Origin of the sequence: Maribrevibacterium harenarium (assembly GCF_006385675.1) — a bacterium.
In the GTDB taxonomy this organism is placed as follows: domain Bacteria; phylum Pseudomonadota; class Gammaproteobacteria; order Pseudomonadales; family Marinomonadaceae; genus Marinomonas; species Marinomonas harenarium.
Window position 1 is genome coordinate 20,513 of record NZ_VFRR01000005.1, and the last position, 25,439, is coordinate 45,951.

The 25,439-nt window shown below is 48.1% G+C and carries 28 protein-coding genes and 1 pseudogene; 21 read left to right on the forward strand and 8 right to left on the reverse strand.

The features are described from left to right. The 4 genes from hpaH to FJM67_RS04110 form a co-directional block, all read right to left on the reverse strand. Complete coding sequence (gene hpaH, locus FJM67_RS04095; protein ID WP_140587402.1) at nucleotides 1-804, reverse strand: 2-oxo-hept-4-ene-1,7-dioate hydratase; 804 nt, start codon at nucleotides 802-804, stop codon at nucleotides 1-3. 9 nt (nucleotides 805-813) lie between these two features. After that, on the reverse strand, nucleotides 814-1,581 hold the full coding sequence (locus FJM67_RS04100; protein WP_140587403.1) for a fumarylacetoacetate hydrolase family protein: 768 nt from the start codon (nucleotides 1,579-1,581) through the stop codon (nucleotides 814-816). Nucleotides 1,582-1,592: 11 nt separating this feature from the next. After that, entirely contained in the window at nucleotides 1,593-2,330 is a 738-nt protein-coding gene (locus FJM67_RS04105) for a fumarylacetoacetate hydrolase family protein (RefSeq protein WP_140587404.1), read from the reverse strand. 79 nt (nucleotides 2,331-2,409) lie between these two features. Continuing rightward, complete coding sequence (locus FJM67_RS04110; RefSeq protein ID WP_140587405.1) at nucleotides 2,410-3,189, reverse strand: helix-turn-helix transcriptional regulator; 780 nt, start codon at nucleotides 3,187-3,189, stop codon at nucleotides 2,410-2,412. Nucleotides 3,190-3,429: 240 nt separating this feature from the next. On the opposite strand from FJM67_RS04110, the gene hpaE reads away from it, so the two are divergent. The 4 genes and pseudogenes from hpaE (at nucleotide 3,430) to hpaD (ending at nucleotide 6,437) form a co-directional block, all read left to right on the forward strand. Then, nucleotides 3,430-4,893: a 5-carboxymethyl-2-hydroxymuconate semialdehyde dehydrogenase gene (gene hpaE / locus FJM67_RS04115; RefSeq protein ID WP_140587406.1), complete on the forward strand. Its 1,464-nt coding sequence runs from the start codon at nucleotides 3,430-3,432 to the stop codon at nucleotides 4,891-4,893. Between the two features lie 66 nt (nucleotides 4,894-4,959). Beyond that, nucleotides 4,960-5,340, forward strand: coding sequence for a 5-carboxymethyl-2-hydroxymuconate Delta-isomerase (locus tag FJM67_RS04120; protein WP_140587407.1), 381 nt, complete (start codon nucleotides 4,960-4,962; stop codon nucleotides 5,338-5,340). Nucleotides 5,341-5,342: 2 nt separating this feature from the next. Beyond that, nucleotides 5,343-5,489 (forward strand): annotated as a pseudogene (locus tag FJM67_RS17935) (C4-dicarboxylate ABC transporter permease); the annotation flags it as partial. 18 nt (nucleotides 5,490-5,507) lie between these two features. Continuing rightward, the gene (gene hpaD / locus FJM67_RS04130; RefSeq protein WP_140587408.1) at nucleotides 5,508-6,437 is read left to right on the forward strand and encodes a 3,4-dihydroxyphenylacetate 2,3-dioxygenase; all 930 of its coding nucleotides are present in this window, start codon (nucleotides 5,508-5,510) and stop codon (nucleotides 6,435-6,437) included. A 97-nt stretch (nucleotides 6,438-6,534) separates the two neighbouring features. On the opposite strand, the gene FJM67_RS04135 is transcribed toward hpaD, so the two are convergent. The 3 genes from FJM67_RS04135 to FJM67_RS04145 form a co-directional block, all read right to left on the reverse strand. Next, entirely contained in the window at nucleotides 6,535-7,110 is a 576-nt protein-coding gene (locus tag FJM67_RS04135; RefSeq protein WP_140587409.1) for a diacylglycerol kinase, read from the reverse strand. 16 nt (nucleotides 7,111-7,126) lie between these two features. Then, nucleotides 7,127-7,495, reverse strand: coding sequence for a DUF1924 domain-containing protein (locus FJM67_RS04140; RefSeq protein WP_219845884.1), 369 nt, complete (start codon nucleotides 7,493-7,495; stop codon nucleotides 7,127-7,129). Nucleotides 7,496-7,627: 132 nt separating this feature from the next. Next, entirely contained in the window at nucleotides 7,628-8,566 is a 939-nt protein-coding gene (locus FJM67_RS04145) for a LysR substrate-binding domain-containing protein (protein ID WP_235889981.1), read from the reverse strand. 93 nt (nucleotides 8,567-8,659) lie between these two features. Here FJM67_RS04145 and FJM67_RS04150 point away from each other — a divergent pair, with 93 nt between their 5' ends. Then, nucleotides 8,660-9,538, forward strand: a complete 879-nt coding sequence (locus FJM67_RS04150; protein WP_140587411.1) for a DMT family transporter — start codon at nucleotides 8,660-8,662, stop codon at nucleotides 9,536-9,538. Nucleotides 9,539-9,560: 22 nt separating this feature from the next. Here FJM67_RS04150 and FJM67_RS04155 read toward each other — a convergent pair whose 3' ends face one another. Next, nucleotides 9,561-10,118: a hypothetical protein gene (locus tag FJM67_RS04155; RefSeq protein ID WP_140587412.1), complete on the reverse strand. Its 558-nt coding sequence runs from the start codon at nucleotides 10,116-10,118 to the stop codon at nucleotides 9,561-9,563. A gap of 254 nt (nucleotides 10,119-10,372) precedes the next feature. Here FJM67_RS04155 and iscR point away from each other — a divergent pair, with 254 nt between their 5' ends. The 16 genes from iscR to bamB all read left to right on the forward strand — a co-directional run bounded on the left by iscR (nucleotide 10,373) and on the right by bamB (nucleotide 25,433). Next, nucleotides 10,373-10,855 carry a Fe-S cluster assembly transcriptional regulator IscR gene (gene iscR, locus FJM67_RS04160; RefSeq protein ID WP_140587413.1) on the forward strand — a complete coding sequence of 161 codons (483 nt, stop codon included), beginning with the start codon at nucleotides 10,373-10,375 and terminating at the stop codon, nucleotides 10,853-10,855. A gap of 59 nt (nucleotides 10,856-10,914) precedes the next feature. Next, nucleotides 10,915-12,351 carry a Fe-S cluster assembly protein SufB gene (gene sufB / locus FJM67_RS04165; RefSeq protein ID WP_140587414.1) on the forward strand — a complete coding sequence of 479 codons (1,437 nt, stop codon included), beginning with the start codon at nucleotides 10,915-10,917 and terminating at the stop codon, nucleotides 12,349-12,351. 19 nt (nucleotides 12,352-12,370) lie between these two features. Further along, the gene (sufC, locus tag FJM67_RS04170) at nucleotides 12,371-13,156 is read left to right on the forward strand and encodes a Fe-S cluster assembly ATPase SufC (protein WP_140587415.1); all 786 of its coding nucleotides are present in this window, start codon (nucleotides 12,371-12,373) and stop codon (nucleotides 13,154-13,156) included. 3 nt (nucleotides 13,157-13,159) lie between these two features. Beyond that, entirely contained in the window at nucleotides 13,160-14,383 is a 1,224-nt protein-coding gene (gene sufD / locus FJM67_RS04175; protein WP_140587416.1) for a Fe-S cluster assembly protein SufD, read from the forward strand. 11 nt (nucleotides 14,384-14,394) lie between these two features. Beyond that, nucleotides 14,395-15,612: an aminotransferase class V-fold PLP-dependent enzyme gene (locus tag FJM67_RS04180; protein WP_140587417.1), complete on the forward strand. Its 1,218-nt coding sequence runs from the start codon at nucleotides 14,395-14,397 to the stop codon at nucleotides 15,610-15,612. 12 nt (nucleotides 15,613-15,624) lie between these two features. Further along, nucleotides 15,625-15,969 (forward strand): HesB/IscA family protein, encoded by a 345-nt coding sequence (locus FJM67_RS04185; protein ID WP_140587418.1) that lies wholly within the window; start codon nucleotides 15,625-15,627, stop codon nucleotides 15,967-15,969. A gap of 1 nt (nucleotide 15,970) precedes the next feature. Continuing rightward, complete coding sequence (sufT, locus tag FJM67_RS04190) at nucleotides 15,971-16,501, forward strand: putative Fe-S cluster assembly protein SufT (RefSeq protein ID WP_140587419.1); 531 nt, start codon at nucleotides 15,971-15,973, stop codon at nucleotides 16,499-16,501. Nucleotides 16,502-16,588: 87 nt separating this feature from the next. After that, nucleotides 16,589-17,002, forward strand: a complete 414-nt coding sequence (locus FJM67_RS04195) for a SufE family protein (protein WP_140587420.1) — start codon at nucleotides 16,589-16,591, stop codon at nucleotides 17,000-17,002. A gap of 25 nt (nucleotides 17,003-17,027) precedes the next feature. Further along, entirely contained in the window at nucleotides 17,028-18,179 is a 1,152-nt protein-coding gene (locus FJM67_RS04200) for an IscS subfamily cysteine desulfurase (RefSeq protein WP_140587421.1), read from the forward strand. Nucleotides 18,180-18,292: 113 nt separating this feature from the next. Then, nucleotides 18,293-18,700 (forward strand): nucleoside-diphosphate kinase, encoded by a 408-nt coding sequence (gene ndk / locus FJM67_RS04205; RefSeq protein WP_140587422.1) that lies wholly within the window; start codon nucleotides 18,293-18,295, stop codon nucleotides 18,698-18,700. 152 nt (nucleotides 18,701-18,852) lie between these two features. Then, nucleotides 18,853-19,971, forward strand: coding sequence for a 23S rRNA (adenine(2503)-C(2))-methyltransferase RlmN (rlmN, locus tag FJM67_RS04210; RefSeq protein ID WP_140587423.1), 1,119 nt, complete (start codon nucleotides 18,853-18,855; stop codon nucleotides 19,969-19,971). Nucleotides 19,972-20,271: 300 nt separating this feature from the next. Beyond that, nucleotides 20,272-21,210 carry a RodZ domain-containing protein gene (locus tag FJM67_RS04215; RefSeq protein ID WP_140587424.1) on the forward strand — a complete coding sequence of 313 codons (939 nt, stop codon included), beginning with the start codon at nucleotides 20,272-20,274 and terminating at the stop codon, nucleotides 21,208-21,210. A gap of 9 nt (nucleotides 21,211-21,219) precedes the next feature. Next, a complete protein-coding gene (ispG, locus tag FJM67_RS04220; protein ID WP_140587425.1) occupies nucleotides 21,220-22,332 on the forward strand; it encodes a flavodoxin-dependent (E)-4-hydroxy-3-methylbut-2-enyl-diphosphate synthase in 1,113 nt (370 codons plus the stop codon). A 12-nt stretch (nucleotides 22,333-22,344) separates the two neighbouring features. Continuing rightward, a complete protein-coding gene (gene hisS, locus FJM67_RS04225) occupies nucleotides 22,345-23,619 on the forward strand; it encodes a histidine--tRNA ligase (RefSeq protein WP_140587426.1) in 1,275 nt (424 codons plus the stop codon). A 40-nt stretch (nucleotides 23,620-23,659) separates the two neighbouring features. Then, the gene (locus tag FJM67_RS04230) at nucleotides 23,660-24,301 is read left to right on the forward strand and encodes a YfgM family protein (RefSeq protein WP_140587427.1); all 642 of its coding nucleotides are present in this window, start codon (nucleotides 23,660-23,662) and stop codon (nucleotides 24,299-24,301) included. A gap of 1 nt (nucleotide 24,302) precedes the next feature. Further along, complete coding sequence (gene bamB / locus FJM67_RS04235) at nucleotides 24,303-25,433, forward strand: outer membrane protein assembly factor BamB (RefSeq protein ID WP_140587428.1); 1,131 nt, start codon at nucleotides 24,303-24,305, stop codon at nucleotides 25,431-25,433. Nucleotides 25,434-25,439 lie beyond the last annotated feature (6 nt).

The following is a 25,439-nucleotide window of genomic DNA, read 5'->3' on the forward strand; positions in this document are numbered from 1 at the left end:
TTATTTAAAGTAACAAGACACGGAACCAAGCGGCCCAAAATCCACATTAAAGGTATCGCCTTTACGGGCGGCAACCGGACGGGTAAACGAGCCACCCAAAATGATTTGGCCTGGTTCGAGTTGCACATCAAATGGCGCCAGCTTGTTGGCTAACCACGCCACGCCATTGGCTGGATGATTTAGTACCCCGGCGGCAACACCGGTTTCCTCGATAATGCCGTTACGCTGCATAATGGCAGATACCCAACGCAAATCCATATCACCGATCTTAATCGGACGGCCACCTAAAATAATGGCTGCATTGGCTGCGTTGTCCGAGATAGTGTCGAATACTTTACGCGGACGACCAGACTCGGGGTCAATTGATTGGCTACGAGCATCGATTAGTTCCAATGCTGGCACTACGTAACCGGTCGCTTCGTAAACATCAAAGATAGAGACATTGGGCCCTTTTAGCGGTTTGTCTAAAATGAAAGCCAACTCCACTTCGATACGTGGCACGATGAACTTATCTGTATCGATCTCACAACCGTCATGGTAGAGCATGTCGTCGAGCAAAGTGCCATAGTCTGGCTCATCGATCTGGGAGCTCATCTGCATAGCGCGGGAAGTTAAGCCAATTTTATGGCCGATGATGCTGCGACCTTCCGCCAGTTTAATGTCTAACCATTCACGCTGAATCGCATAGGCGTCTTCGATGGTGATGTTTGGGTAATCCAGCGAAATTTGACGGATTTGTACGCGTTCTTGTTCTGCTTTATGCAGACGCTCAGCACAGGAGCGGATAATATCTTTTGCTAGCATGATTCGTCCTTATTGTGGGAGCTCTGCCAAGTATTCAGATTCGGAAATAATGGTATTGGTCAGCACGCCAACGCCTTCCACTTCCGTAGTGATAACATCGCCCGGTTTCACATCGGCAAGGCCTTCTGGTGTGCCGGTAAAAATCATATCCCCAGGAGATAGGGTCATAATATCGCTCAGGTAGGCAATTAGCTGAGGGATGTTGAAAACCAAGTCTTTGGTGTTGCCTTCTTGTTTCAATTCACCATTGATATAGGTGCGCAATACCAAGTTGTGAGGGTCAGCAACATCGGCCGCATCAACCATGTAAGGACCAATTGGAGTACAAGTATCACGGCTCTTCACCCGTAGGTTAGGGCGGTAGTAGTTCTCTAGGTAATCGCGAATCGCGTAGTCATTACCGACGGTGTAGTAACCGACGTAGTCCATCGCTTCGGCTTCAGAAACGTTTTTCGCCTCTTTGCCAATGACCACCACAAGCTCACACTCATAGTGCATGTAGTCAACGTTGTCGGGACGGTAGGTATTTTGTTGGTGACCAATCAGTGAGTTACGATTTTTTAGGAATACCAAAGGCTCGTCTGGCGCTTTAAAAGACAACTCAGCAGCGTGATCAGCATAGTTAATCGCAAGAACGAAAATTTTACCATCGCAGGGTGGCAACCAGCTAAATTCGCCTTCTGAGAGTAGGGTGCCGTCAGTCAATACAACTTGGTTTTCTGTATTAATGGTGGCATCGGCAGCTTGGCCGTTTACAAGTACGCGTGCGTGTTTCATGGCGTTTCCTATTATTCTGTCTCGACTGGGTTGGCCAGGCGGCCCACATTGCTGATTTCAACCATCACGATGTCGCCATCTTTGATTGCTAAGGCATCGGTGCGAAGTGGTGTACCAGCGATAATCACATCACCTTCAGATAGGGTCATAAAGCTAGAAATATAGCTGATGACTTTTTCTACGCTGTGAACCAGTTGATCGGTGCCAGTTTCGTGTACTAGCTCATCATTGATGTAGGTTTTGATAGTCAGATCATTCGGATTGCTGATCAAAGACTTATCGGCAACCCAAGGGCCCATTGGGCAGAACGTGTCACGGCACTTAGCTTTCACCGCAGGACGGTAGAAGGAAACCTCGGCCAAGGACACCTCGTTTACTACGGTATAGCCTTGTACGTAATCTAGTGCTTGTGCTTCGCTCACCCGGCAAGCTTGCTTACCGATCACGATACCTAGGGCTGGGCCAGCGTAGACAGTGCCACGATCGGCAGGGATTTTAATCGTCTGGCCATGACCGATATGAGTGTTATCTGTCTTGATGTGCAGTACCGGGGTTTTTGGTGGCGCAACGTACGGCTTGTCGTTGAATGCGTCTGCTAGGCTGGCAACGAGGGTTTTGTCGTTCAGTGCGACACCAAGCACTGATCCTGTCGTTGGTGGCAGCAGAGGTTGAGCCAGTTCGACTTCAAAACTGGCATTGGAGGCTTTGGATACAGCCTGCCCGGATTCTTCGAGTCTGTATGTGTACATTGTTATTATCACCAAATGTTAGTTAACATGTTAACTATAGTTCCGCAAAACAGGCTTTTTTGTCAATACATTTGGTCTATTAATTGAGAAATTTACTGAACAATTCTACTTGTGATTTGACCCCAAGTTTACGGTAGATATTTTTGCGGTGGTTTTTGATCGTCCCCTCTGAGACAAAACAAAGGTTGGCAATTTCTGGGGTAGGGTGACCACTCAGAATATATTCCACAATTTCACGCTCCCGTCTGGTTAGGTCAAATGCGGCTAAGCTGCGACTTGTATCTCGGCGTGATTTGTCGGCACTGACGACGTCGATGATATGGCCGGTTTCGACGGGGAGGCCTTGGTTATCTACAGCGCAGGCAATCCACTTTTCATGCAGGCGTATGGCCGAACGAATAGATTTTAGAAATGGCGTCAGCTCCCGGTTCAAATGATGAAGCGGAATCTCGTCACTCGTATAGGCTACGGCGATGGTGCGCTCCTGGCTGACACTGACAATAAAGTTGGCCTCGTTGCTCCATCCGATACGATGGTAGAACTTGTCATAGTAGCTAGAGCTTTCGAAATCATCGCGAATAATGCTATCCAAAGTAACCAGCTCCTGCTGGGTGCGACAGCAGATCACGTGATAGAAGGGGTCCATCAAATAGGCGGATTCGCAGTAGAGATGGTCCATCTCGGAGTAGTTATCGGTGCCCAGTAGCTGCGGTCGATCTGCTTTGGGGTAACTGAAGATTTTAAATCCTGCCAAGGGCGACAGACGGTTAAAACAATTCTCCACCTGCTTATAGAATTGGTTTCCGCTGACGCTGTCTATCAGGTCAGGTAGCGTTTCATACAATGAACTCATCGTCATGGTGCGCTCTCCAAATCGAGATGGGGTTATTTTTGTTATCAACAATGCCACATTTAGGACGTCTAAAGGGCCTGTGTCAACATTCGTCAATGGCTATGATCATTTTATAACGCCTACGACCTTTGAATGATATATCCGTCTTGACAAGTTAACATGTTCAGTATTAATTTAATTAACATGTTAATCATATCGTGGTGTTAAAACAGTAACAACGCACCACCAACGAGGAGACACAAGGCAATGATCAAGAATCTTATCAATGGTAAATGGGTGGAAAGCCCGGAAACCTTCACAACCGTCAATCCAGCCACAGGCGAAGTGCTTGCAGAAGTGGCTCATGCAACAGATGCACAGGTCGCAGCAGCGGTTCAAGCAGCAAAAGATGCTTTCCCAGCTTGGGCCAATATGCCAGTAGCAAAGCGTTCCAAAATCATTGAAAAGCTTGGTGATTTAATTGCTGATAACGTGGAAGAGTTGGCGCGTATGGAAACGGCCGATACTGGCCTGCCAATCTACCAAACACTCAATGCGTTGGTGCCACGAGCATCGAACAACTTCTATTTCTTTGCTGAAAAAGCGAAACAAATGAATGGTCATACTTACCCAATGGATGACCAGATGTTGAACTACACCATGTACCAACCAACCGGTGTGTGTGCCTTGATTTCTCCTTGGAACGTGCCTTTCATGACGGGTACTTGGAAAACCGCACCATGCTTGGCACTGGGTAATACGGCGGTGATGAAGCAGTCAGAATTGTCTCCATTGACGACTGATTTTCTTGGTCGCCTAGCTTTGGAAGCAGGTGTACCTGCCGGTGTATTCAACGTGGTTCACGGCTTTGGTGGCACCACGGGTAACGCTCTGATTACCAACCAAGACGTGCATGCGATCTCTTTCACTGGTGGTACTGCTACCGGTAAACACATTATCGCCAATGCTGGTCTGAAAAAGTTCTCTATGGAACTTGGTGGCAAATCACCAGTGATGATCTTTGATGACTGCGATTACGAGCGAGCACTCGACGCTGCCGTATTTGGTATCTTCTCTATCAACGGTGAACGTTGTACTGCTGGCTCTCGAATCTTCGTGCAAGAAGGTATCTACGACAAGTTTGCGACTGACTTTGCCGAACGTGCCAACAAGATCCGTGTTGGTGATCCAACTGATCTGAACACTCAAGTAGGTTCATTGATCAGCCAAGGTCACTGGGACAAGGTTACCGGTTACATTCGCATCGGTATGGAAGAAGGTGCCAAGCTCGTTTCCGGTGGTCCAGATAAGCCAGTCAATGAATTGCCTGATCACCTGAAAAATGGCCACTTCGTGCGTCCAACCGTATTCCGCGATGTGACCAACGATATGCGTATCGCTCGTGAAGAAATCTTTGGCCCAGTGGCGGTTCTGATTCCATTCAAAGACGAAGAAGACGTGATCCGTATGGCAAACGACAACGACTACGGTTTGGCTTCCTACCTATGGACCCAAGATGTTGGCAAAGTGCATCGCATCGCACGCCGCGTTGAAGCCGGCATGATGTTTGTGAACAGTCAAAACGTCCGTGACTTGCGCACACCATTTGGTGGTGTGAAAGCTTCTGGTACTGGCCGCGAGGGCGGTGATTACAGTTTCGAAGTGTTCTGTGAACCGAAGAACATCTGTATCAGCATGGGCTCACATCACATCCCTAAATGGGGCGTCTAGTGCAACAGTAGTTAATGGCAGGAGGGACACCCTGTCCCTCCTAGCGTGTGTGTAGAAGAGGTTGTTATGCCCCATTTTGTCGTCGAATACAGCGCAAACCTAGAAGATCGGTTGGATTTTCAGCCCCTATTCAAAGCGCTACATGAATATGTGGTAGGTACTGGGCATTTTCCTTTAGGGGGAGTGCGCAGCCGCGCAATTAAAGTTGACCACTTTCGCGTGGCCGATGGTCGCGACGATTTTGCGTTACTCAATCTCAATTTAAAAATCGGACACGGTCGCAGTTTCGAGCTGCGTCAGGAAGTGGCCGAAAATGTTTTCAAAATTTTGTGTGACTGGATGAAACCCATCACCGATAGCAGTTATGTACAAATCTCATTTGAACTGACTGAGCTGGACCCGGTGCTGAAGTTTAATAAAAACAACATCCATGCTCTGTTTACCTGATGGTAAAGAGTGCGGTATTAAACAATGTAAAAGCAGGAACCATATTCAAAGGCATAGTGCCATTTTGGTGTGCTGATATGGTGCGTTTAGCTTTGATCGTGTTTGTTAGCTCGATCGCCTTGTTTTTGCCGGAAATGTTATATAGATAATTTGATCGGAGAATAACCATGGGCAAGCTCGCACTCGCCGCAAAGATTACTCACGTACCCTCCATGTACTTGTCGGAATTAGATGGCCCACGTAAAGGGTGTCGTCAATCGGCTATTGACGGCCACCACGAGATCTCGCGCCGCTGCCGAGAGCTAGGAGTCGATACTATTGTTGTATTTGATACTCATTGGTTGGTTAACGCTGGCTACCACATTAACTGTGCACCGCACTGGGAAGGTGTGTATACCAGCAACGAGCTGCCGCACTTTATCAACAACATGCCATACAATCTCGACGGTAATCCTGAATTAGGGCGCATTATTGCTCAAGTGTGTAATGAGCAAGGCGTCGAAACCATGGCTCACGATGCGACCACCTTGGCACCGGAGTATGGTTCCCTAGTGCCAATGCGTTATATGAATGAAGATAACCACTTCAAGTGTATTTCCGTGTCGGCATTGCTTACCGTTCATTACCTGAATGATTCTGCCCGTTTTGGTTGGGCATTGCGGGAAGCGATCGAGAAACACTACGACGGAACCGTGGCAATTCTAGCCAGCGGCTCTCTGTCCCACCGCTTCGCGCAAAATGGTCAGGCGCCAGATTTCTCAGATAAGATCTGGAGTCCATTCCTCGAAGAAACGGACCGTCGTGTGGTGGAAATGTGGGAAAATGCAGAATGGAAAACCTTCTGCGACATGCTACCAGAATACGCGGCGAAAGGTCATGGTGAAGGCTTTATGCATGATACTGCTATGCTGCTAGGTGCCTTAGGTTGGTCGGAGTACGATCAGAAAGCGGAAGTGATCACCCCGTATTTCGGTAGTTCGGGTACTGGCCAAATCAACGCCATTTTCCCAGTATCACCGCAAACCGGTGCCGCTGTTCCAGGGCCACAAGCCTCGGTGGAAAATGGTCAATTCGTTTATGGTAAGAGCCGTCTGTAAAGCGATTACTGCAAAGCCAAGTGCCACGAACCAAAAAAAAATGCCCTAAGCTTTTGTGCCTAGGGCATTTTTATACACAGCAAATAAGGTGCTAGTCTTAGTCATCCCAACGGGCAAAGTTTGGAATCTTTACTGTGTCTTCGTCGAAAATCCCTTTCTGTGCATTGTCACCGTGGCAGGCGCTACACTGGCTAAAGCTGCCAACATCCGGGTTATTTACCACCATACGCATTTTATCGATCTCATCGTGTTTGCGTTTAAATCCTTCTAAATCGGTGATGCGTAAGCTGCCGTTGTCGCGGCTACGGCGGGCAAATTTGGACAGTTTACTGCTTTCGCCATTGGTGTCAGCAGCGTTAGCAATCAGGTAGTCCGTGATAGTCTTTTGGGTTTCTGCTGCCAGCTCGGCATTGTCACCAAAGTGATCATCTAATGAAGACATAATCTTCAACCACTTGTCCTTAGTTTGCAGTGGCGCTGGGTAGGCCAAATGGCAGGCGCTACATTCCTCTTGGTAGATTTCTTGACCCTGGCCAGTTGGTTGGTAGCCGTTGCCGCCAAACACATTGCTAAAAAAGCCGCCGTCGCTGGCCATTGCAGTGCTACTGGCTGCCACAACCAAGGTGATGAGAGATAGCTTTTTAATATTGTTGGTCATATTCGCAGTTTGCATGGATTTTCTCCTTCAATTATTGAGTGGCTAGCCAAGCGAGAACATTGGCTTTTTCTGTCGCTGTGCATTCTCGATTCCAGACGGACTTGCAGTTGCGTTTGAACCACTTTTCGACTTTGCCAACATCGCTGAGACGTTCTGGATTAACACTCGGGGCCATCGCTTCGATGGCTCGTTTAGTTTTGATGTGCTTGCCAGCTTGGGTTAAATCTTGTCCATGGCAGGCGGTACAGGCGATACCGTTGTCACCTTTGGTTTGCCAGAACTCAGCGCCGGCAGTTATTGATGGGGTGCTTGCTCCTTGAGCTTGATAGCTCTTTAGTAGTTGATCAACACTAGTTTGCTGGGGGGCTGTCAAGGGAGTCGCGACTACGGCACTCGTCACCAGCGTACTCGTCAACGTTATGAAAAGTTTTTTCGACCAAGTCATCATAAATACCACCATAGAATGTGTGTGATTACAGGGTGGTCGGGAAAACTTAATGAACTCTTAAAGGGGGCAATCTATACGCAATATTTACACTCTAAGGCTGCTTGATTCCTGTTGAATCCATTGTTTGAGTTGAGCAATGGCGGGCTCATGACGGCGACTGTGTTTGTAAGCAAAGTAGAAGTGATCTTCGGTAGCGTAATGGGAGCAAGGTAATCTGACGAGACCATCGTCACTATTGCTCTGCAGCATGTAGTCATTGATCAAAGCAACTCCTAGACCATGTTTAGCGCCTTCGTAGGCGAGCATCAAGTGACTAAAGCGGTGGAACTGAGCATTTGGAGGTAGGTTTGTCCCCATACTGGCAAACCAACGTCGCCATTCTTCGGTATATTTTTCATACATGCTAAATGACGTAAGTAGAGGGAAGTTGGCAAGGCTTTGGGGGGAGGCGGCAAGGTGAGCGTGCAGCTCTTGGTCATCATGTACATGCAAAGTGTGTTTGATTTCCTCTAGGTAGGCGGTGCTACATACTGGAAATAAACGCTCTTTGTAGAGCAAATCAAAATGAAATCCTCGTTTCTCTTTATCTATGGTAATAAAGCAATCCGCTACCCGATCAGACAGTTCCGGTTCCGCATAGGACATTTCCAATGTCAGTTCTAGATTCGGGAAGCGCCGTTTCAATTCTGGCATACGTGGTATTAACCAATACACTGCAAAAGAACTGTATACCGTTAGGCGCAAGCGGGTCTCACTGGCACCTTTTATGAGATCGGTAGCGCGGGCGATCTGATTGAGCGAGCTAGTGATGGTATCTAGATATTGTTGCCCCTCTAAGGTCAATTCCAGTTTGCGTCCGGAGCGTACGAACAGAGACTCGCCCAGATGATCTTCCAGCGCCTTGATGTGATGGGAGACAGCGCTCTGGGTAATACGCAATTCTGCGGCTGCATGGGAAAAGCTATTTAGCCGCGCGACAGCTTCAAATACAGGTAGCGATTTAAGGGGAGGTAAGCTCATCATTAAGTATCCAAAAAACTAATACTAACGAAAAATATATCATTTTATTGGATTTTTATCCCTACCTATAATGCCCCTCTCAGATAAGGAGGGGTTATGTCTGGAAAAACCGTTAGTAGTGCAATTTTGGTGTTGTTGCTAGCCAACTTAGTGGCCACAGTCTGCGACGTATTTATCAAGTTTGCGGGGGCCGATGTGCCCATCTTTCAGTTCACATTTGTGCGCTTGTTGTTTATGTGTTTAGTTTTGCTGCCATTTGTGGCGAAATCCCTTTGGACGAAGCCCATGGAAGGGATGGGAATCCATATGCTACGGGGTAATATCTGGGTACTAACGGCGGTGTTGCTGGTTATCTCTCTATCGAACTTACCTATCGCGACGGCAAACGCCATATTTTACACCTGCCCAATTTTTATCATTCTGCTGGCAGTGGTGTTTTATCGTGAGAGATTAACTAAGACGGTGGTAATGGCAGCAGTTTCGGGCTTTGCCGGTATTTTGGTTATTCTAAAACCAGAGTATCTGGGCTGGCCCATGGTGAGTGCGGTCGGTTTTGCGTTCTTTTTGGCGGTCAACAGTCTATTGGTACGTAAACTACCCAAACATCAGGGAGCACTGCATGGTTTGTTCCTATCGCAAATGTGTGCATTGCCATTAGCTGGGGCGTTGGCCTACTCCGAGGTAGGTGTGTTAACTATGGATCAGGTTATGCTTGGTTTCGGCTCTGCTATTTGCTCGGTGTTTTACAGTCTTGGCTGTGTGATTGGGTATCGGTATGTGGCATCCAGCCAAGTGTCGAGTGCAGAATATTCTGGTCTGCTGTTCGCCATGTTAGCTGGCTGGGCACTATTTGAGGAGACGCCAGATTGGAGTCTATTGCTCGGTGCGGTGTTGATCATTGGGCCATTGGTTTACATGGCACAGCGAGATCGCAAAGCCCGCCAATTGACTCACCACGAAGAAGCCCTTTCCTAAAGGGCTTCTCCTAACGTTTTGATTATTGGGCGGTAGTGTCACCAGATTGAGCCGGTAAACTCGGTTCAATCTTTGGGGGCTCACCGGTTTTCAATAGACGTAACAGAGTCGCCCTTTCCATACTCGCTTTTAATGCCAAGTCCGTCTGATACTGATATAAGGTTTCCCACTCTGAACTTTGTGGCAGCATGTCCCCGAGGTCGCCGATGGCTTGGCGCATGACAGCCAAAAAGCCCTGAATATTTTCTTCTTGGTTTACCAGAATATTTTTCAGGGCGGTGGAGCTACTGTGACGAAGGTAGGTGCGTAGGACTTCGCTCTCTTCTTGCAATGCGGTGATGGTTGCGTTCTGGATTTCTATTTCTTGGCGCAAGGCTTGAATCTGCGCTTCTGTATCGTTGATCTGCGATGAAATTAATTCCCCCACATCACCATTAGAGGTTAGCCAGATGGTGATGCCAGAAGATACCGCAACGCTCAAAAGAAAGGTTCCACCAAATCCGGCAATCTTGCCCAAAGGTAACTTGCGCTTTGGCTTTTCCTGTACTTCTTCAGGGGCGGCTTCAGGTTTGCGTGCCATCGGATTGTCCTCCAGTTTTGGTAAAGTGGTTTGTGGAATTTACTTTTGCGTTATACCGAACATAACGGCAAAGGTTTACGACTCCTTAGTAATTATGCGTATAAGAATGTTTAGTTTTTGTATGTGAGCCCTTAAAATGTCGTGTTTAGCCAACACCATAGCTATAACCAACCAAATTAGTCAGGTATATACTTGATCAAAATACTAGGTTTTGTATACTAGTGGCAATTGAACTGGTATGCGAGAGCGAAATTATGCGCCTGACAACCAAAGGTCGCTATGCTGTAACTGCTATGCTTGATCTGGCATTACATACGGATAAGGGTCCAGTATCATTGGCTGATATTTCCTGTCGTCAAGGGATCTCATTGTCCTATCTGGAGCAACTATTCGCGAAGCTACGTAAACGCGGACTAGTGACCAGTATCCGTGGTCCTGGTGGTGGCTATAAGTTGAGCCGCGAAAAAAGCGCTATTTTTGTGGCGCAAATTGTTGACGCGGTTAATGAATCAGTGGATGCCACCGGATGCAAAGGACGGAGTGATTGTCAGTCGGGTACAACCTGTCTAACCCATCACTTGTGGTGTGATTTGAGTGACCAAATTCACGATTTTCTTAGTCGGATTAGTCTAGAAAATCTCGTCAACCGAGACGAAGTTAAATCAGTGGCAGGGCGCCAAGAACAACATCCTCATCGCCACGATGAGTCAAAGATTGATGCCGCTATCATTGGATAGCGCCACGAACTATCTAATTTGGAAAAGTGTATCTTTTCTAGTTATTGAGCGAGTTTGATATGACCGAGCAGATTGATAAGGCGTTAGCGCGCGAGTACGAAGCAGGGTTTGTCTCCGCGATCGAGTCCGAAACCTTCGAAGCAGGGTTGAACGAGGATGTGATACGCCGTATCTCAGAGGTAAAGGGTGAGCCTGAGTGGATGCTAGAATGGCGTCTTAAAGCCTACCGTGTGTGGTTAGAGATGGAAGAGCCAAGTTGGGCTCACGTAAGTTACCCCAAGATCGATTTTCAAAGCATTTCTTATTACTCTGCACCTAAGAGTATGAAGGACAAACCAAAGTCATTGGACGAGGTTGATCCAGAACTGCTGCGTACCTACGAAAAGCTAGGTATTCCTCTGGTAGAGCAACAGATGCTTGCTGGTATTGCGGTAGATGCAGTATTCGATTCTGTGTCGGTAGTCACTACCTTCCGTGAAAAACTAGAAGAAGCAGGGGTTATCTTTTGCCCGATCTCTGAAGCAGTACACAAGCACCCAGAATTGGTGAAAAAGTATTTGGGTAGCGTCGTACCAACAAAAGACAACTATTACGCTGCTCTCAACTGTGCAGTATTTACTGATGGCTCCTTTGTCTATATCCCCAAAGGCACCCGTTGCCCGATGGAGCTTTCTACCTATTTCCGTATTAATGAGCAAAATACCGGTCAGTTTGAGCGTACTTTGATCATCGCTGACGAAGGTTCCTATGTCAGCTACCTCGAAGGTTGTACTGCACCTCAACGTGACGAAAACCAGTTACACGCTGCCGTTGTTGAATTGGTCGCCCTAGATGACGCTGAAATTAAATACTCAACAGTTCAGAACTGGTATCCAGGTGATGAAGACGGCAAAGGTGGTATCTACAACTTCGTTACTAAACGTGGCGTGTGTCACACCAATGCCAAGATTTCTTGGACCCAAGTGGAAACTGGCTCATCGGTAACCTGGAAGTACCCGAGCTGTGTGCTTAAAGGTGATAACAGTGTAGGCGAGTTTTACTCAGTGGCGCTGACTCGTGGCCGTCAGCAGGCGGATACTGGTACTAAGATGATTCACATCGGTAAAAACACGCGCTCGACAATTATTTCCAAAGGTATCTCTGCGGGTAAGAGTAACAATGCCTACCGCGGCCTTGTGCGCATGAATCCAGGTGCTGATGGTGCCCGTAACTTCACCCAATGTGATTCGCTCTTGATCGGTGATCAGTGTGGCGCCCACACTTTCCCGTATGTAGAGAGTCGCAATCCATCGGCCATTGTCGAGCATGAAGCGACCACCTCTAAAGTAAGTGACGATCAGTTGTTCCTGTGTCAGCAACGTGGTCTAGATGCCGAAAAAGCTGTTTCCATGATCGTTAATGGCTTCTGTAAAGAAGTATTCAAAGAGCTTCCGATGGAGTTCGCGGTCGAAGCAGGCAAACTTCTTGAAATTAGCCTTGAAGGCTCAGTCGGTTAAGTTAAGGAACCCGATAAACATGTCTAACAGCAACGTATTACTGTCTATCAAAGACCTACATGCCAGTGTAGAAGAAAAGAACATCCTAAAAGGCCTTAACTTAGAGATTAAGCCTGGTGAAGTGCACGCCATTATGGGCCCAAATGGTGCCGGTAAAAGTACCACAGGCTACGTGCTATCTGGCCGCGATGGTTATGAAGTGAACAGTGGTAGCGTCACCCTAGATGGGGAAGACCTGCTAGAAATGGATGTTGAAGAACGCGCCCGAGCTGGCTTGTTCCTAGCTTTCCAATACCCAGTGGAGATCCCTGGGGTAAGCAACCTAGAATTTTTGAAAGCCTCCGTTGACGCCCAGCGCGAAGCTCGTGGTCAAGAGGCGCTTACTTCTGCCGAGTTCTTGAAGCTGGCGAAGGAAGCCTGCAAGCAAGTGAACCTGCCTGTTTCCTTCTTGAAGCGTGGCGTCAATGAAGGCTTTTCTGGTGGTGAGAAAAAACGTAACGAAATCATGCAAATGATTTTGCTCCAGCCAAAAGTTTGCATTCTTGACGAAACGGATTCTGGTTTGGATATCGACGCCATGCAAGTGGTTGCTGAAGGTGTTAACAGTCAGCGTAGCCCAGAGCGCAGCTTTATTGTTGTGACTCACTATCAGCGTCTGCTGGACTACATCAAGCCCGACTTTGTACACGTATTGGCAGATGGCAAAATTGTGAAAAGCGGTGATGCTTCTTTGGCGAAAGAGTTGGAAGAGCAAGGCTATGCTTGGCTACAAACTGAGCCACGTGAAGACGAACTAGAGGACTAATCCATGAGTGAATGGTTACAAGGTGCCATCGCTCGGGGGCAGCAGGTTCAGGATGGTTTTTCTGATCAGCGTGCCGCCTCTTTGGCATTACTGCAAGAGATCAAATGGCCGAATCGTAAAACCGAGGCATGGCGTTATACCCCGCTACGTGCAGTAGAGCGCAGCTCGGCTCAGATAAAAGAATTATCTCCTGAGCTAGAACCTGTCTCTATCGCGGATCTCCAGTTTTTGGAATTGGTATTCGTTGATGGTGTATTGGTGTCTCTGCCGGAAGAATTGCCCGACGGACTTGTCATTGAAATGCAAGAGTCCAGCCTCTTCGGCACCATTAAGCCTGAGCGTCATATCTTCGGTTTAGTGAATGATGTGTTGGCGGCGGATGTTGCCGTTGTACGAGTAGCTGCTGGAGCGGTGATTGAGCAGCCTTTGCGTATCAGTAATCTGATGAGTGAAGGAGCAGAAGGTCACATTCGAGTGCTGGTTGATGTGGCACAAAACGCTAAAGTTACCGTATATGAGCATGCAGAAAGTCAGTCTGGCTCGTTGACCACCGCCTACACCGAGTTTCGTATTGGTGCTGATGCTACCCTTGAGCACTACCGTTTTGCGTTACAGTCCGGTAATCAAGTTTCCATCGGCGGCTCCCATTTCTGTCTGTTAGAACGGGCGCAATTAAATAGCACCATTATCGGTTTTGGTAGCGACTTGCAGCGTCTGGACACGGATATTATCCATCGTGGTGAAAAGGCGGATGCCAAGCTCAACGCCATCTACTTATTAGATGGGCAGGAGCTATTTGACCTGCATGCAAATGTGGAGCACGAGGTTCCAAACTGTACGACAGAGGAGAACGTCCGAGGTATAGCGGCGGATCGTAGCCGAGCAGTCTTTAATGGTCGGATTCACATTCATCGTGATGCGCAAAAGACACTGGCAGAGCTCAATAACCGTAACTTGCTGATGTCGGATAAGGCTGAAATCAACACTAAGCCTGAGTTAGAAATTTACGCCGATGACGTGCGTTGTGCGCATGGCGCGACGGTTGCCGAGATCGACAAAAAGGCTCTGTATTACTTACGCAGTCGCGGTCTGACTAAAGGCCAAGCGCAAGTGATGCTGAACTTTGGCTTTATCAATGAATTGATTGACCAAATGCCTAACCCTACCTTGGCTGAGTGGGTGCGCCCGATTATCCGCGAGCGTTTTGCTCAAATGGAAGTTAAGTAAGCGAGAACAGAATGAGCTTTGATGTTGCTTTAGTCCGCGAACAGTTCCCGATCTTGAAACGGGAAATCGATGGTAATCCGCTGATTTATTTAGATAACGCTGCGACGACCCAAAAGCCCCAGTGTGTTATTGATGCGCTAGTTGCCTATTACACTGAGTGCAACTCCAATGTGCACCGCGGTGCCCACCGTCTTGCGGACGAAGCGACCCGTAAGTTTGAAGCGGCTCGTGATATAGTTAAGCACTTTATTAACGCTCCCAAGCGTGAGGAAGTGATTTGGACCAAAGGCACCACTGAAGGTATTAATATCGTGGCCAATGGCTTAGGCAAATTGCTTAAGCCTGGCGATGAAGTGATCGCTACCGGGATGGAGCATCACGCCAATATCGTCACTTGGCAGCAAGCCTGTAAGGCTTCTGGTGCAACCTTTCATACGGTGCCGGTGACCGAACAGGGTGAGCTCGACCTAGAGGTATATCAGTCGCTGCTTAACAGTAATACCAAGTTTGTAGCGTTTCCCCACGTATCTAACGCCCTAGGTACTTTGAATCCGATTAAAGAGCTCACTGCCATGGCGAAAGCAGTGGGGGCGTGGGTGCTGGTCGATGGTGCCCAAGGTATTGCCCACGGTGGTGTCGATGTGCAAGAAGTCGGCTGTGATTTCTACGCCTTCTCTGGCCACAAAATTTACGGCCCGATGGGGATTGGCATTCTGTGGGGGCGTGAAGAATTGCTCTCCGAATGGCCCGTATGGCAAACCGGCGGCGAGATGATTGCTACTGTGACCTTGCAAGATGCCACTTGGAATGTGTTGCCTTATCGCCTAGAAGCGGGTACTCCGAATGTGGGGGATGCTATCGCCCTAGGCGAAGCTATTCGCTGGTTCAGTGAGTTGGATTTGGTCGGTGCTGCGGCCCACGAGCAGGCGTTGATTGCCCGGGCTACGGAGCTTGCCCAAGAGGTGGAGGGGCTGCGTATGATTGGTCAAGCTCGCCACAAGGTAGGTGCATTTAGTTTCGTAATGAGTGAAGGGCATCCTGCCGATATTGGCTTTTTGCTAGATCGTCAAGGTATCGCCATCCGCACTGGTGATCACTGTGCTCAACCGTTAATGAATCGCTTTGGCGTGCCGGGCACAGCGCGTATGTCTTTCGCGGTGTATAACACCTTGGAAGAGGTAGAAGCCTTTTTTAAAGCGTTGCGTAAAGTGCAAATGATGCTCGCTTAGGAGTAGTACAAAATGACAGAGACTTTTGACCCGAATCAGCCCATTACCCTGACTAAATCTGCCAATCGTTTCTTTGCTGGTAAATTGACGGCAGAGGCTGATATGGTGCGTCTAAGCACCAAAGAAAGCGGCTGTACCGGTTATGCTTATGTGTTGGATATTGTCAGTGCTCCCGAGCCTGGTGATGTGGTACTAAATTGCGATGGCATCAAGCTCGCGATTGATGATGAATCTTTAAATCTTTTGCGCGGTACGGAAATTGATCTAGTGCGCGAAGGCGTGAATCAAGTCGTCAAATTTAACAACCCTAACGTCGTAGCTGAGTGTGGCTGTGGCGAAAGTTTTAGTGTGAATTAACATGCAAAAAATGGTCGTAACCCAGCGTGATTGTCCTGCACGCCGGGTACCAAGTGGTGACCCAACAGTCATTCCTGCCGGGCAATTTATCACTATCAATCAAGCCCTAGGCGGAAATTATACGGTGACGTTTCAGGGCAACATGTTGCGCATTGACGGCACCGATGCGGATGCTATCGGCCAAGAAGCAGAAGTACTAAATTTCACCGATGACGGTTCTGGTCAGATTAATGAACAGCAGGTTTGGCAAGCACTCGATAGTGTGTATGACCCGGAAATTCCGATCAGTCTAGTATCACTAGGGCTGATTTATAAAGTGGATGTCAATCAGACCGAGAAGCGGGTCACGATTGATATGACACTGACTGCACCAGGTTGCGGCATGGGGCCGGTATTAGTGAGTGACGTGAAATATCGAGTTGCTAAGGTGCCAAATGTTGCCGCTGTTCACGTTGAGTTGGTGTTTGATCCGCCTTGGTCGAGAGAGATGATGAGCGAAGAAGCCCAATTGGAAGCGGGTTTGTTTTTCTGATTTAGAAATCGCTTACTAAAGTCCTTATAATGACAAACGGCCTAAGCAGGGCCGTTTTTCTTTTGTTCAAACTACAGAGAGGCCCACATGTCACTACCGACGCCAGAAGAGATCATCGATGATATTTCCTTCTTTGATGACTGGGAGGAAAAGTACAAATACATCATCGATCTGGGGAAATCGTTGCCGCAGTTCGAGGAAGCGTGGCGTACACCTGAGCGTCTTGTAAAAGGCTGCCAGAGCAATGTGTGGATTCAGCCACATACTGAAGGGGAGCTATTGTCCTTTAGTGTCGATAGTGACGCTGTGATCGTGCGGGGGCTGCTCGGTGTAGTGCTGGCTGCCTATGATCAGAAAACACCTGCTCAGATTCTCGGTTTCGATATTGATCAGTACTTCAGTGACTTGGATCTTGAGCGTCACTTGAGCCCGACTCGTGGTAACGGTTTACGTGCTATTGTCGGCCGTATTCAAGGGCTTGCTCAGTCGGTTAGCCAGTAATCCATTTCTAAACAAGGGGAGTGTCATGCAGACGCCGGTATATTTAGACAATTCTGCCACCACGCCAGTTGATCCGCGTGTAGCGGAAAAAATGATGGCTTGCCTCACCCAAGATGGCAATTTTGGTAATCCTGCCTCCCGCTCCCATCTATACGGTTGGCGGGCAGAAGAAGCGGTGGAAGAGGCTCGTTTGCAGGTGGCCGAGCTGATTGGTGCGGACGCACGGGAAATTGTCTGGACATCTGGTGCGACGGAGGCCAATAACTTAGCCATCAAAGGGGTTGCCCTAGCGAACCAGAAGAAAGGTCGCCATATCATCACCTCATTGATTGAGCACAAAGCGGTACTAGACCCTTGCCGTCAGTTAGAAAAACAAGGCTTTGAGGTGACCTATTTAACACCCAATGGGTTAGGTGAAATTACCGTCGACATGGTCATTGCCGCTTTGCGAGAGGACACCATTCTAGTGTCCCTAATGCATGGCAACAACGAGCTAGGGGTATTAACAGACATTGCTGCTATTGGTGCAGAAACCCGCCGTCGCGGTATTTACTTACACGTGGATGGCGCACAAACCACCGGTAAGGTGGCGATTGATGTTAATGGTATGAATATCGACCTAATGTCTTTGACGGCTCATAAAACCTACGGTCCGAAGGGGATTGGTGCGCTCTATGTGCGACGTTCTCCAAAAGTGAACTTAGAAGCACAAATACACGGTGGTGGCCACGAGCGGGGGATGCGGTCGGGGACCTTAGCCACTCACCAGATCGTGGGGATGGGGGAGGCCTTTGCCCTAGCGAAAGAACATATGGAAGCAGATGCTCAGCGTATCCGTGGACTGCGTGAGCGCCTCTGGACGGGGCTGCAAGAGCTTGGCGGTGTTCATCTAAACGGTGCCAGTGAACAGCGGGTGGCTGGCGTAATTAACGTCGGGTTTGATGGTGTTGACGGAGAAGTGCTGCTGATGTCCTTGACTGATATTGCCGTTTCTTCCGGCTCGGCTTGTACTTCGGCTAGTGTTGAACCGTCTTACGTATTGAAAGCCATAGGTTTAAGTAATGAGCTGGCCCATGCCTCACTGCGATTATCCGTGGGTCGTTTTACGACGGAAGAAGAAGTGGATTTTGCGGTAAAGACCATAGGGAATGCAGTGACGCAACTAAGAGCCGTCTAATTTTCAGTGAAAGTCATGTGATTTTCATACAGACATGCGTATAATCCGCACGCAAACTTTTTCGTTGGGGTAGTGTGAGAAACCTACCCACAAAATATAACTTGGAGATTAACATGGCGCTAGAACGCACTCTATCTATCATCAAACCAGACGCTGTTGCTAAAAACGTTATCGGTGAAATCTACTCTCGTTTCGAGCGTGCTGGTCTGAAAATCGTTGAAGCGAAAATGATCCAACTAGACGACGAGCTAGCTGGTGGCTTCTACGCTGAGCACAAAGAGCGTCCATTCTACAAAGATTTGGTTGCTTTCATGACTTCTGGTCCAGTTGTTGTATCTGTTCTTGAAGGTGAAAACGCAGTTGCTCGTCACCGTGAGCTAATGGGTGCCACTAACCCTAAAGAAGCTGCTGCTGGTACTTTGCGTGCTGACTACGCTGAGTCTATCGACGCGAACGCTGTTCACGGTTCTGACTCTGCCGCTTCTGCTGAGCGCGAAATCAACTACTTCTTCGGTAAGTAATTGATCTGATTGCAATCAGTTTAACTGGTTGGAAAATAAGCGGGCCTATCTCCATAGATTGCCCGCTTATTTTTTAGAGGCTTCTGAAAAGCACTCTCTTTTCAGAAGCTTTTTTGTCTACACTATATGCACTAACCGCAGTGATTTGAGCTATGACCGACACACAGAAAGTAAACTTACTAGGCCTATCCCCAGACAAACTGATCGAATTCTTTGAGTCTATCGGTGAAAAGAAATTCCGTGCTACTCAGGTGATGAAATGGATTCACCAAAAAGGTGCCGAAAGTTTTGAGGAAATGACCGACGTCAGTAAGAAGTTACGGGCGAAATTAGAAGATATTTGTGAAATTCGGGCGCCAGAAATTGTGTCACAGAATATTTCTAATGATGGTACACGTAAGTGGGTCATTCGCACCGCAGGCGGCGGTAACAACTGTGTTGAGGCGGTGCTGATTCCAGACGGCGAACGGGCGACACTTTGCGTTTCTTCGCAAGTGGGTTGTTCTCTAGATTGTAGCTTTTGTTCCACCGGTAAGCAGGGCTTTAACCGTAATCTCACTGCGGCTGAAATTATCGGCCAGGTATGGATTGCGATTAAGTCATTTGGTCCGATGGATCACAATGGCCCCCGTCGTGTGACCAACGTAGTGATGATGGGGATGGGTGAGCCCCTGATGAACTTTGAGCCTGTCGTCGACGCCATGACCCTAATGATGCATGACAATGCCTATGGCTTATCTAAGCGTCGCGTGACGTTAAGTACTTCTGGTGTAGTGCCGCGTATTTATGATCTTGTAAAGCGAACCGATGTTTCTTTGGCTATTTCTTTGCATGCCCCTAACAACCAACTGCGCAATGAGTTAGTGCCGATCAATAAAAAGTACCCTATTGAAGAGTTGCTAGCGGCCTGCCAGCACTACTTGGATAACCTGCCGGATAAGCGTCATATTACCATTGAATATACCGTCATTGCCGGTGTGAATGACCAAGAGCATCACGCCCATGAGTTGGCGAAGTTGTTAGAAAACCTAGAATGTAAGATTAATTTAATCCCATTCAATCCGTTCCCAAATTCTGGCTACGAGAAACCCTCTAATAACCAGACCCGTCGCTTCCAGAAGATCTTGGCTGATGCCGGTTACACGGTAACGGTTCGTACGACTCGTGGTGATGATATCGATGCGGCCTGTGGTCAGTTGGTCGGGGATTTCCTTGATCGTACCAGACGCTCTGATAAGTACATTGAACTGAAACAGGTCACCGATAATTAGTATACAAATTGTGGGGGAATGGCTCCGGTTATTGGGTGTTCCCCTCCATTTTGTGGCAAATGATCGTCTAATTGAAAAGAAATTAGGCTTTTATGTGTAAGAGGTTTGAAGGCAGCGTACAATCTTGATTTAATACCGACTAACAACAGAGTTGGCCTGTTATTTTTACCGTGGGCTCCGAGCTTTTGCTTATTTTAGGTGCTTCTTCCAGTCAATTGTTGCCACTACATCGGCGCAGTTTAGACCTTTTTGGTGGAAGGCCGTGGCCATCTGTATGCCCACTACCATCAAGGTATCGCCATGAACACTGAACAAGAACTTGATCAGCCCGTCATTGACTCGGCTCCAAGTATAGATATTGGTCATTTATTACAGTCAAAACGCTTGGAAATGGCGTTTGATTTACAGCATGTTGCCGCAGAGTTAAAACTCCCAACCTCGCAAGTATCCGCTCTAGAAGCGAACCAATTTGAGCGTTTCCGTTCGTCAACTTTTGCTCGGGGTTATTTGAAATCTTACTGTCGCCTATTGAATCTCGATACTAAAGAGATTTTAGCGGCTTTTGACGATCAGCAAGCGGCGGTAGAGCCAACCGTGAAGCCGGTTGATCAGGTGCGCAAGCAAGCCCAATACGGTGACCCTATGGTCATGTTTATTACCGCTGTAGTAGTGGCGATTATTATCTTTGTCGCCTTCTGGTGGCCAGAGTTCGAGCAGCAAAGCACCGCTAAGTCAGAATCTCAATCGACTGTGCCTGAGTTATCCGTGGTGACCAATGAACCAGAGCCCATTGACTCAGACACCAGCCCTACGTTAGCTGAGCTCCCTGAGCTGACTATGCCCGAGTTGGATTTACCTGAAGAAGAAGTGGTTACTGGTTTATCTGCCGAGACTCGCGCTTTGCTAGAGGATGCGGGTGTAAACACCGAGCAGGTGGTGCAGGCGACAGCAATTCCAGAGCCAGAGCCGGAACAACCAGCTATCGTTGAGCCAGCTTATACTGATGATATCGAAATTCGCTTTTCGGCAGATTGTTGGACAGAGATTCGCGATAGCAGTGGCCGTATCCTGTTTTCTGGCGTGAAATCATCCGGCAGCTCTTTGACCTTATCTGGTGTTGCACCTTACCGTGTTGTGCTGGGCTATGTGCCAGGGGTATCAAGTCTTAAGTACAAAGGTGAAGAGTTTGATTACAGTCGTTTTATCCGTAAAGATTTAGCCCGTTTCGAATTGAAATAAGAGACCAATATGCATTTTGAATCTCCAATCAAGCGCCGCCATTCGCGGCAGATAATGGTGGGCAATGTTCCAGTAGGTGGCGGTGCGCCGATTAGCGTGCAAAGCATGACCAACACAGAAACCTGTGATGTAGATGCCACCGTGGCGCAAATTCGTGCTATTGCAGACGCGGGCGCGGACATTGTGCGAGTTTCGATTCCGTCGATGGATGCGGCAGAGGCGTTTAAACATATTCGCCAGCAGGTCGAAGTACCGCTCGTTGCTGATATCCACTTCGACTATAAAATCGCGTTAAAAGTGGCCGAGTATGGCGTGGATTGTTTGCGCATTAACCCCGGTAACATCGGTAACAAAGATCGAGTCCGTGCCGTTGTTGATTGTGCCCGTGATAAAAACATCCCAATTCGTATCGGTGTTAATGCGGGGTCATTGGAAAAAGATTTACAGAAAAAGTACGGTGAGCCAACACCGGATGCCTTAGTTGAGTCCGCATTTCGTCAGATCGAATATTTTGATGAGCTGGATTTCCAGGAATTTAAATTAAGCCTGAAGGCTTCAGACATTTTTATGACTGTGGAAGCCTATCGCAAAATCGCCTCACAAATAGACAATCCACTGCATCTAGGCATTACCGAAGCCGGTGGTTTGCGTTCAGGTACCGTTAAATCTTCTATTGGTCTTGGTCTGCTCTTGATGGACGGTATTGGTGACACCATTCGGGTGTCTCTGGCGGCGGATCCGGTGCAAGAAATCAAAGTGGGTTGGGATATGTTGCGTAGTTTGAAACTACGTAGTCGTGGTATTAACTTCATCGCCTGCCCAAGCTGCTCTCGTCAGAATTTTGACGTGATTAAAACGATGAATGAGCTAGAGCAACGCCTAGATGATGTACGTGTGTCGATGGATGTGGCTGTTATCGGCTGTATCGTTAACGGTCCAGGTGAAGCCAAAGAAGTTGATTTAGGGCTTACCGGTGGCACGCCGAATAATTTGGTGTATTTGGATGGCAAACCTGCCAGCAAGTTGAAAAACGATGAGCTGGTAGAGGAATTAGAACGCATGATTCGTGAGAAGGCTGCTGCAAAAGAGCAAGAGCAAGCGAATCTGATAGCAAAAGCTTAAGGGCTATATCAAGTGAGTCGTAAATTACAAGCAATCCGCGGGATGAACGATATTCTCCCAGGCCAAACGGCAATTTGGCAATATTTAGAAGCCACCGTAGCTGACGTGGTAAAGAGCTACGGCTACCAGCAAATCCGCTTTCCTATTGTTGAGCACACTGAGCTGTTTAAGCGTGGTGTGGGTGAAACCACGGATATCGTTGAAAAAGAAATGTATACCTTCGACGATCGTAACGGTGAGTCTTTAACCTTACGCCCAGAAGGCACGGCAAGCTGCGTGCGTGCAGCTGACCAAGCGGGTTTGCTTTTCAACCAAACCCAGCGTCTTTGGTATGTGGGCCCCATGTTCCGTTATGAGCGCCCGCAGAAAGGCCGTTACCGTCAGTTCCACCAGATCGGGGTGGAAACATTCGGTATGTCTACTCCTGATATCGATGCTGAACTGATTATTCTATCGGCGCGTCTATGGCAGAAACTCGGTTTGTTGGAGCATGTGGAATTGCAGCTGAATACCATCGGTGTGGCAGCGGCTCGGGAAGCCTACAAGCAAGCTTTAGTGACTTACTTAAGTGACTACCAAGATCAGCTCGATGAGGACAGTCAGCGCCGTTTAACCACAAACCCGCTGCGCATACTGGATTCCAAAGATGAGCGTACCCAAGCCGTGTTAGCCGGTGCTCCGTCACTCGAAGATTACATTGACGAAGAATCCCGCGAACACTTTGAGCGCTTGCAGGCATTGTTGACTGCGAATGGTGTGCCATTTGTTATTAACCGTAAGCTGGTGCGCGGTTTGGATTACTACGGCAAAACTGTGTTTGAGTGGGTGACCACTCATCTTGGTGCCCAGGCAACGGTCTGTGCTGGCGGGCGTTATGATGGCCTCGTAGAGCAGTTAGGTGGTAAAGCGACTCCTGCTGTCGGTTTTGCTATGGGGATCGAGCGCTTGGTATTACTGCTAGAAACCTTAAATCTGGTCCCTGAGCAGGCTGCAGACAAAGTAGATATATTCGTAGTCAGTCTCGGCGAACAAGCCGAATTGGCGTCTTCAGTTTTAGCTGAGCGTCTTCGCAATGAATACGCCGGTTTGACTGTGTTGCGTCATTGTGGTGGTGGTAATTTCAAAAACCAAATGAAAAAAGCCGATCGCTCCGGAGCTCGCTTTACGCTTATTTTGGGTGAAAACGAAGTAGCGGAGGGTGTTTGCCAAGTCAAAAACATGGCAACGGGTGAGCAGGAAACGATTGCTACTGAACAGGTAGCCCAATACTTAGCGTCACATTTTTAATTGGGTTGTGACCAAGCAAGAGCATTAAGAGGAAGCCTTTGTGTCTGAGCTAAGAACTGAAGAAGAACAAATCGAAGCGTTTAAAAACTGGTGGAAAAAGAACGGCACTTCCCTTGTGTTGGCAGTGGCTGTTGGTGTGGGCGGTTATTTTGGTTGGCAGGCTTGGCAAACCAGTCAGGCCAATCATATGGCTGAAGCCTCTTCTTTGTATCAGTCCATGATGCAGTCCGCAGCCGATTTGTCCAAGGAAGAAAATCAAAAATCCGTGCGCTTCGTTGCAAAACAATTGGCGGATGACTACGCCGATACTGGTTATGCCATGTTTGCTCAGTTGTTGACGGCCCGTGTGGATGCTCAAAATGGTGATTACGATGCTGCCTTGGATGCTCTACGCAGTGCGAAAGCAGCAACGGAGGATACTACCTTCAAAGTGATCGCAGACATTCGTATTGCTCGGCTGCTTGCGGAACAGAAAAATTATGGCGAGGCGTTGGCTGTTTTAGGTTCGATTAACAACGCTGAGTTTACTTCTTCCGTAGAAGAGCTAAAGGGTGACATTCTGCTCGCTCAAGGTAAACGGGACGATGCTCGCGCGGCTTATGAAAAGGCTACAAGTAATCTCAACGGTAGTGTGAATCATCCATTATTAGATATTAAATTGAAGGACTTGGTGAATAGCTAATATGTTGAAAGCTATGACAGCGGCAGTGCTAATCGGCGCTGCTTTATTGCAAGGGTGTGCCGTACAGCGCCCACTTTCAGCACCTACTGCGATCGAGAACGAAGTGTACTTGGATACTTCATGGCGTCGTGGTGTTGACGGTCGTGCAGGGGAAGCCAGTGAGCGGTTCAACTTAGTTGCTCAGGATGAAAAATTGTACTTCGTCACAGAACATGGCTCTGTATATGGTTTACAGCAAGAAACTGGCCGCCGAGTTGATTATATTCAAACCGACTTTGAGCCTAGCGCCGGAGTGACGGTGAAAGATGGCACGGCTTATTTTGGTACTTATGATGCCCAACTGGTGGCGGTGTCATTAGAGCAAAAGTCTGTACTATGGGAAAAAACACTGACTTCTGAAATCCTCGCTGAGCCTGCGGTGGCAAACGGTCGTATCGCCGTACAAACCGGAGATGGCTGGTTATCTGTCATCGATGCTCAGTCTGCCAATACCTTGTGGCGTGATAAAGAAGACTTACCAGCGTTGACCGTGCGTGGCACCAGTGCCCCAGTGATTGTGGGGAACACCCTAATCGCAGGCTTTGCTAATGGTACAGTAAATGCCTACAACTTGGTGGATGGTACTAAGCTGTGGTCATTTGAAGTGGGTAAAGCGGAAGGCCGCTATGAGATAGAGCGTCTAACGGATGTGAATGGGCGCCTAGTTGTTCGCGATGGTATGGTCTACGCAGTGGCCTACAACGGTACATTGAGTGCGATTAACCTAACTACCGGGCGCGCAGTTTGGCAACGTAATATTCCGAGTGGCGTCGGTGTTGCACTAGAAAATGATGTACTGATCGCCGTTGAGCAAGACAGCACGGTTCATGCGCTTAACGCAAAAAATGGCGAAGTCATTTGGCAAAACGAAGAGTTGGTTGGGCGTGAGCTAATCTCTCCGACTTATTTCCGCGATTACGTAGCCGTGGTAGATCGTAGCGGTTACGTCCACCTACTTGATCGCGATACTGGCAAGGTAAAGGCTTGGTTCTTGGCAGATACTGTGGCTCCTGTTGGAAGTCGTATGGTGTCGAATGGCCAACAATTGTTTATACTTACGCCAGATTCTAAAATTACAGCCCTCAGCTACTAATTCGTA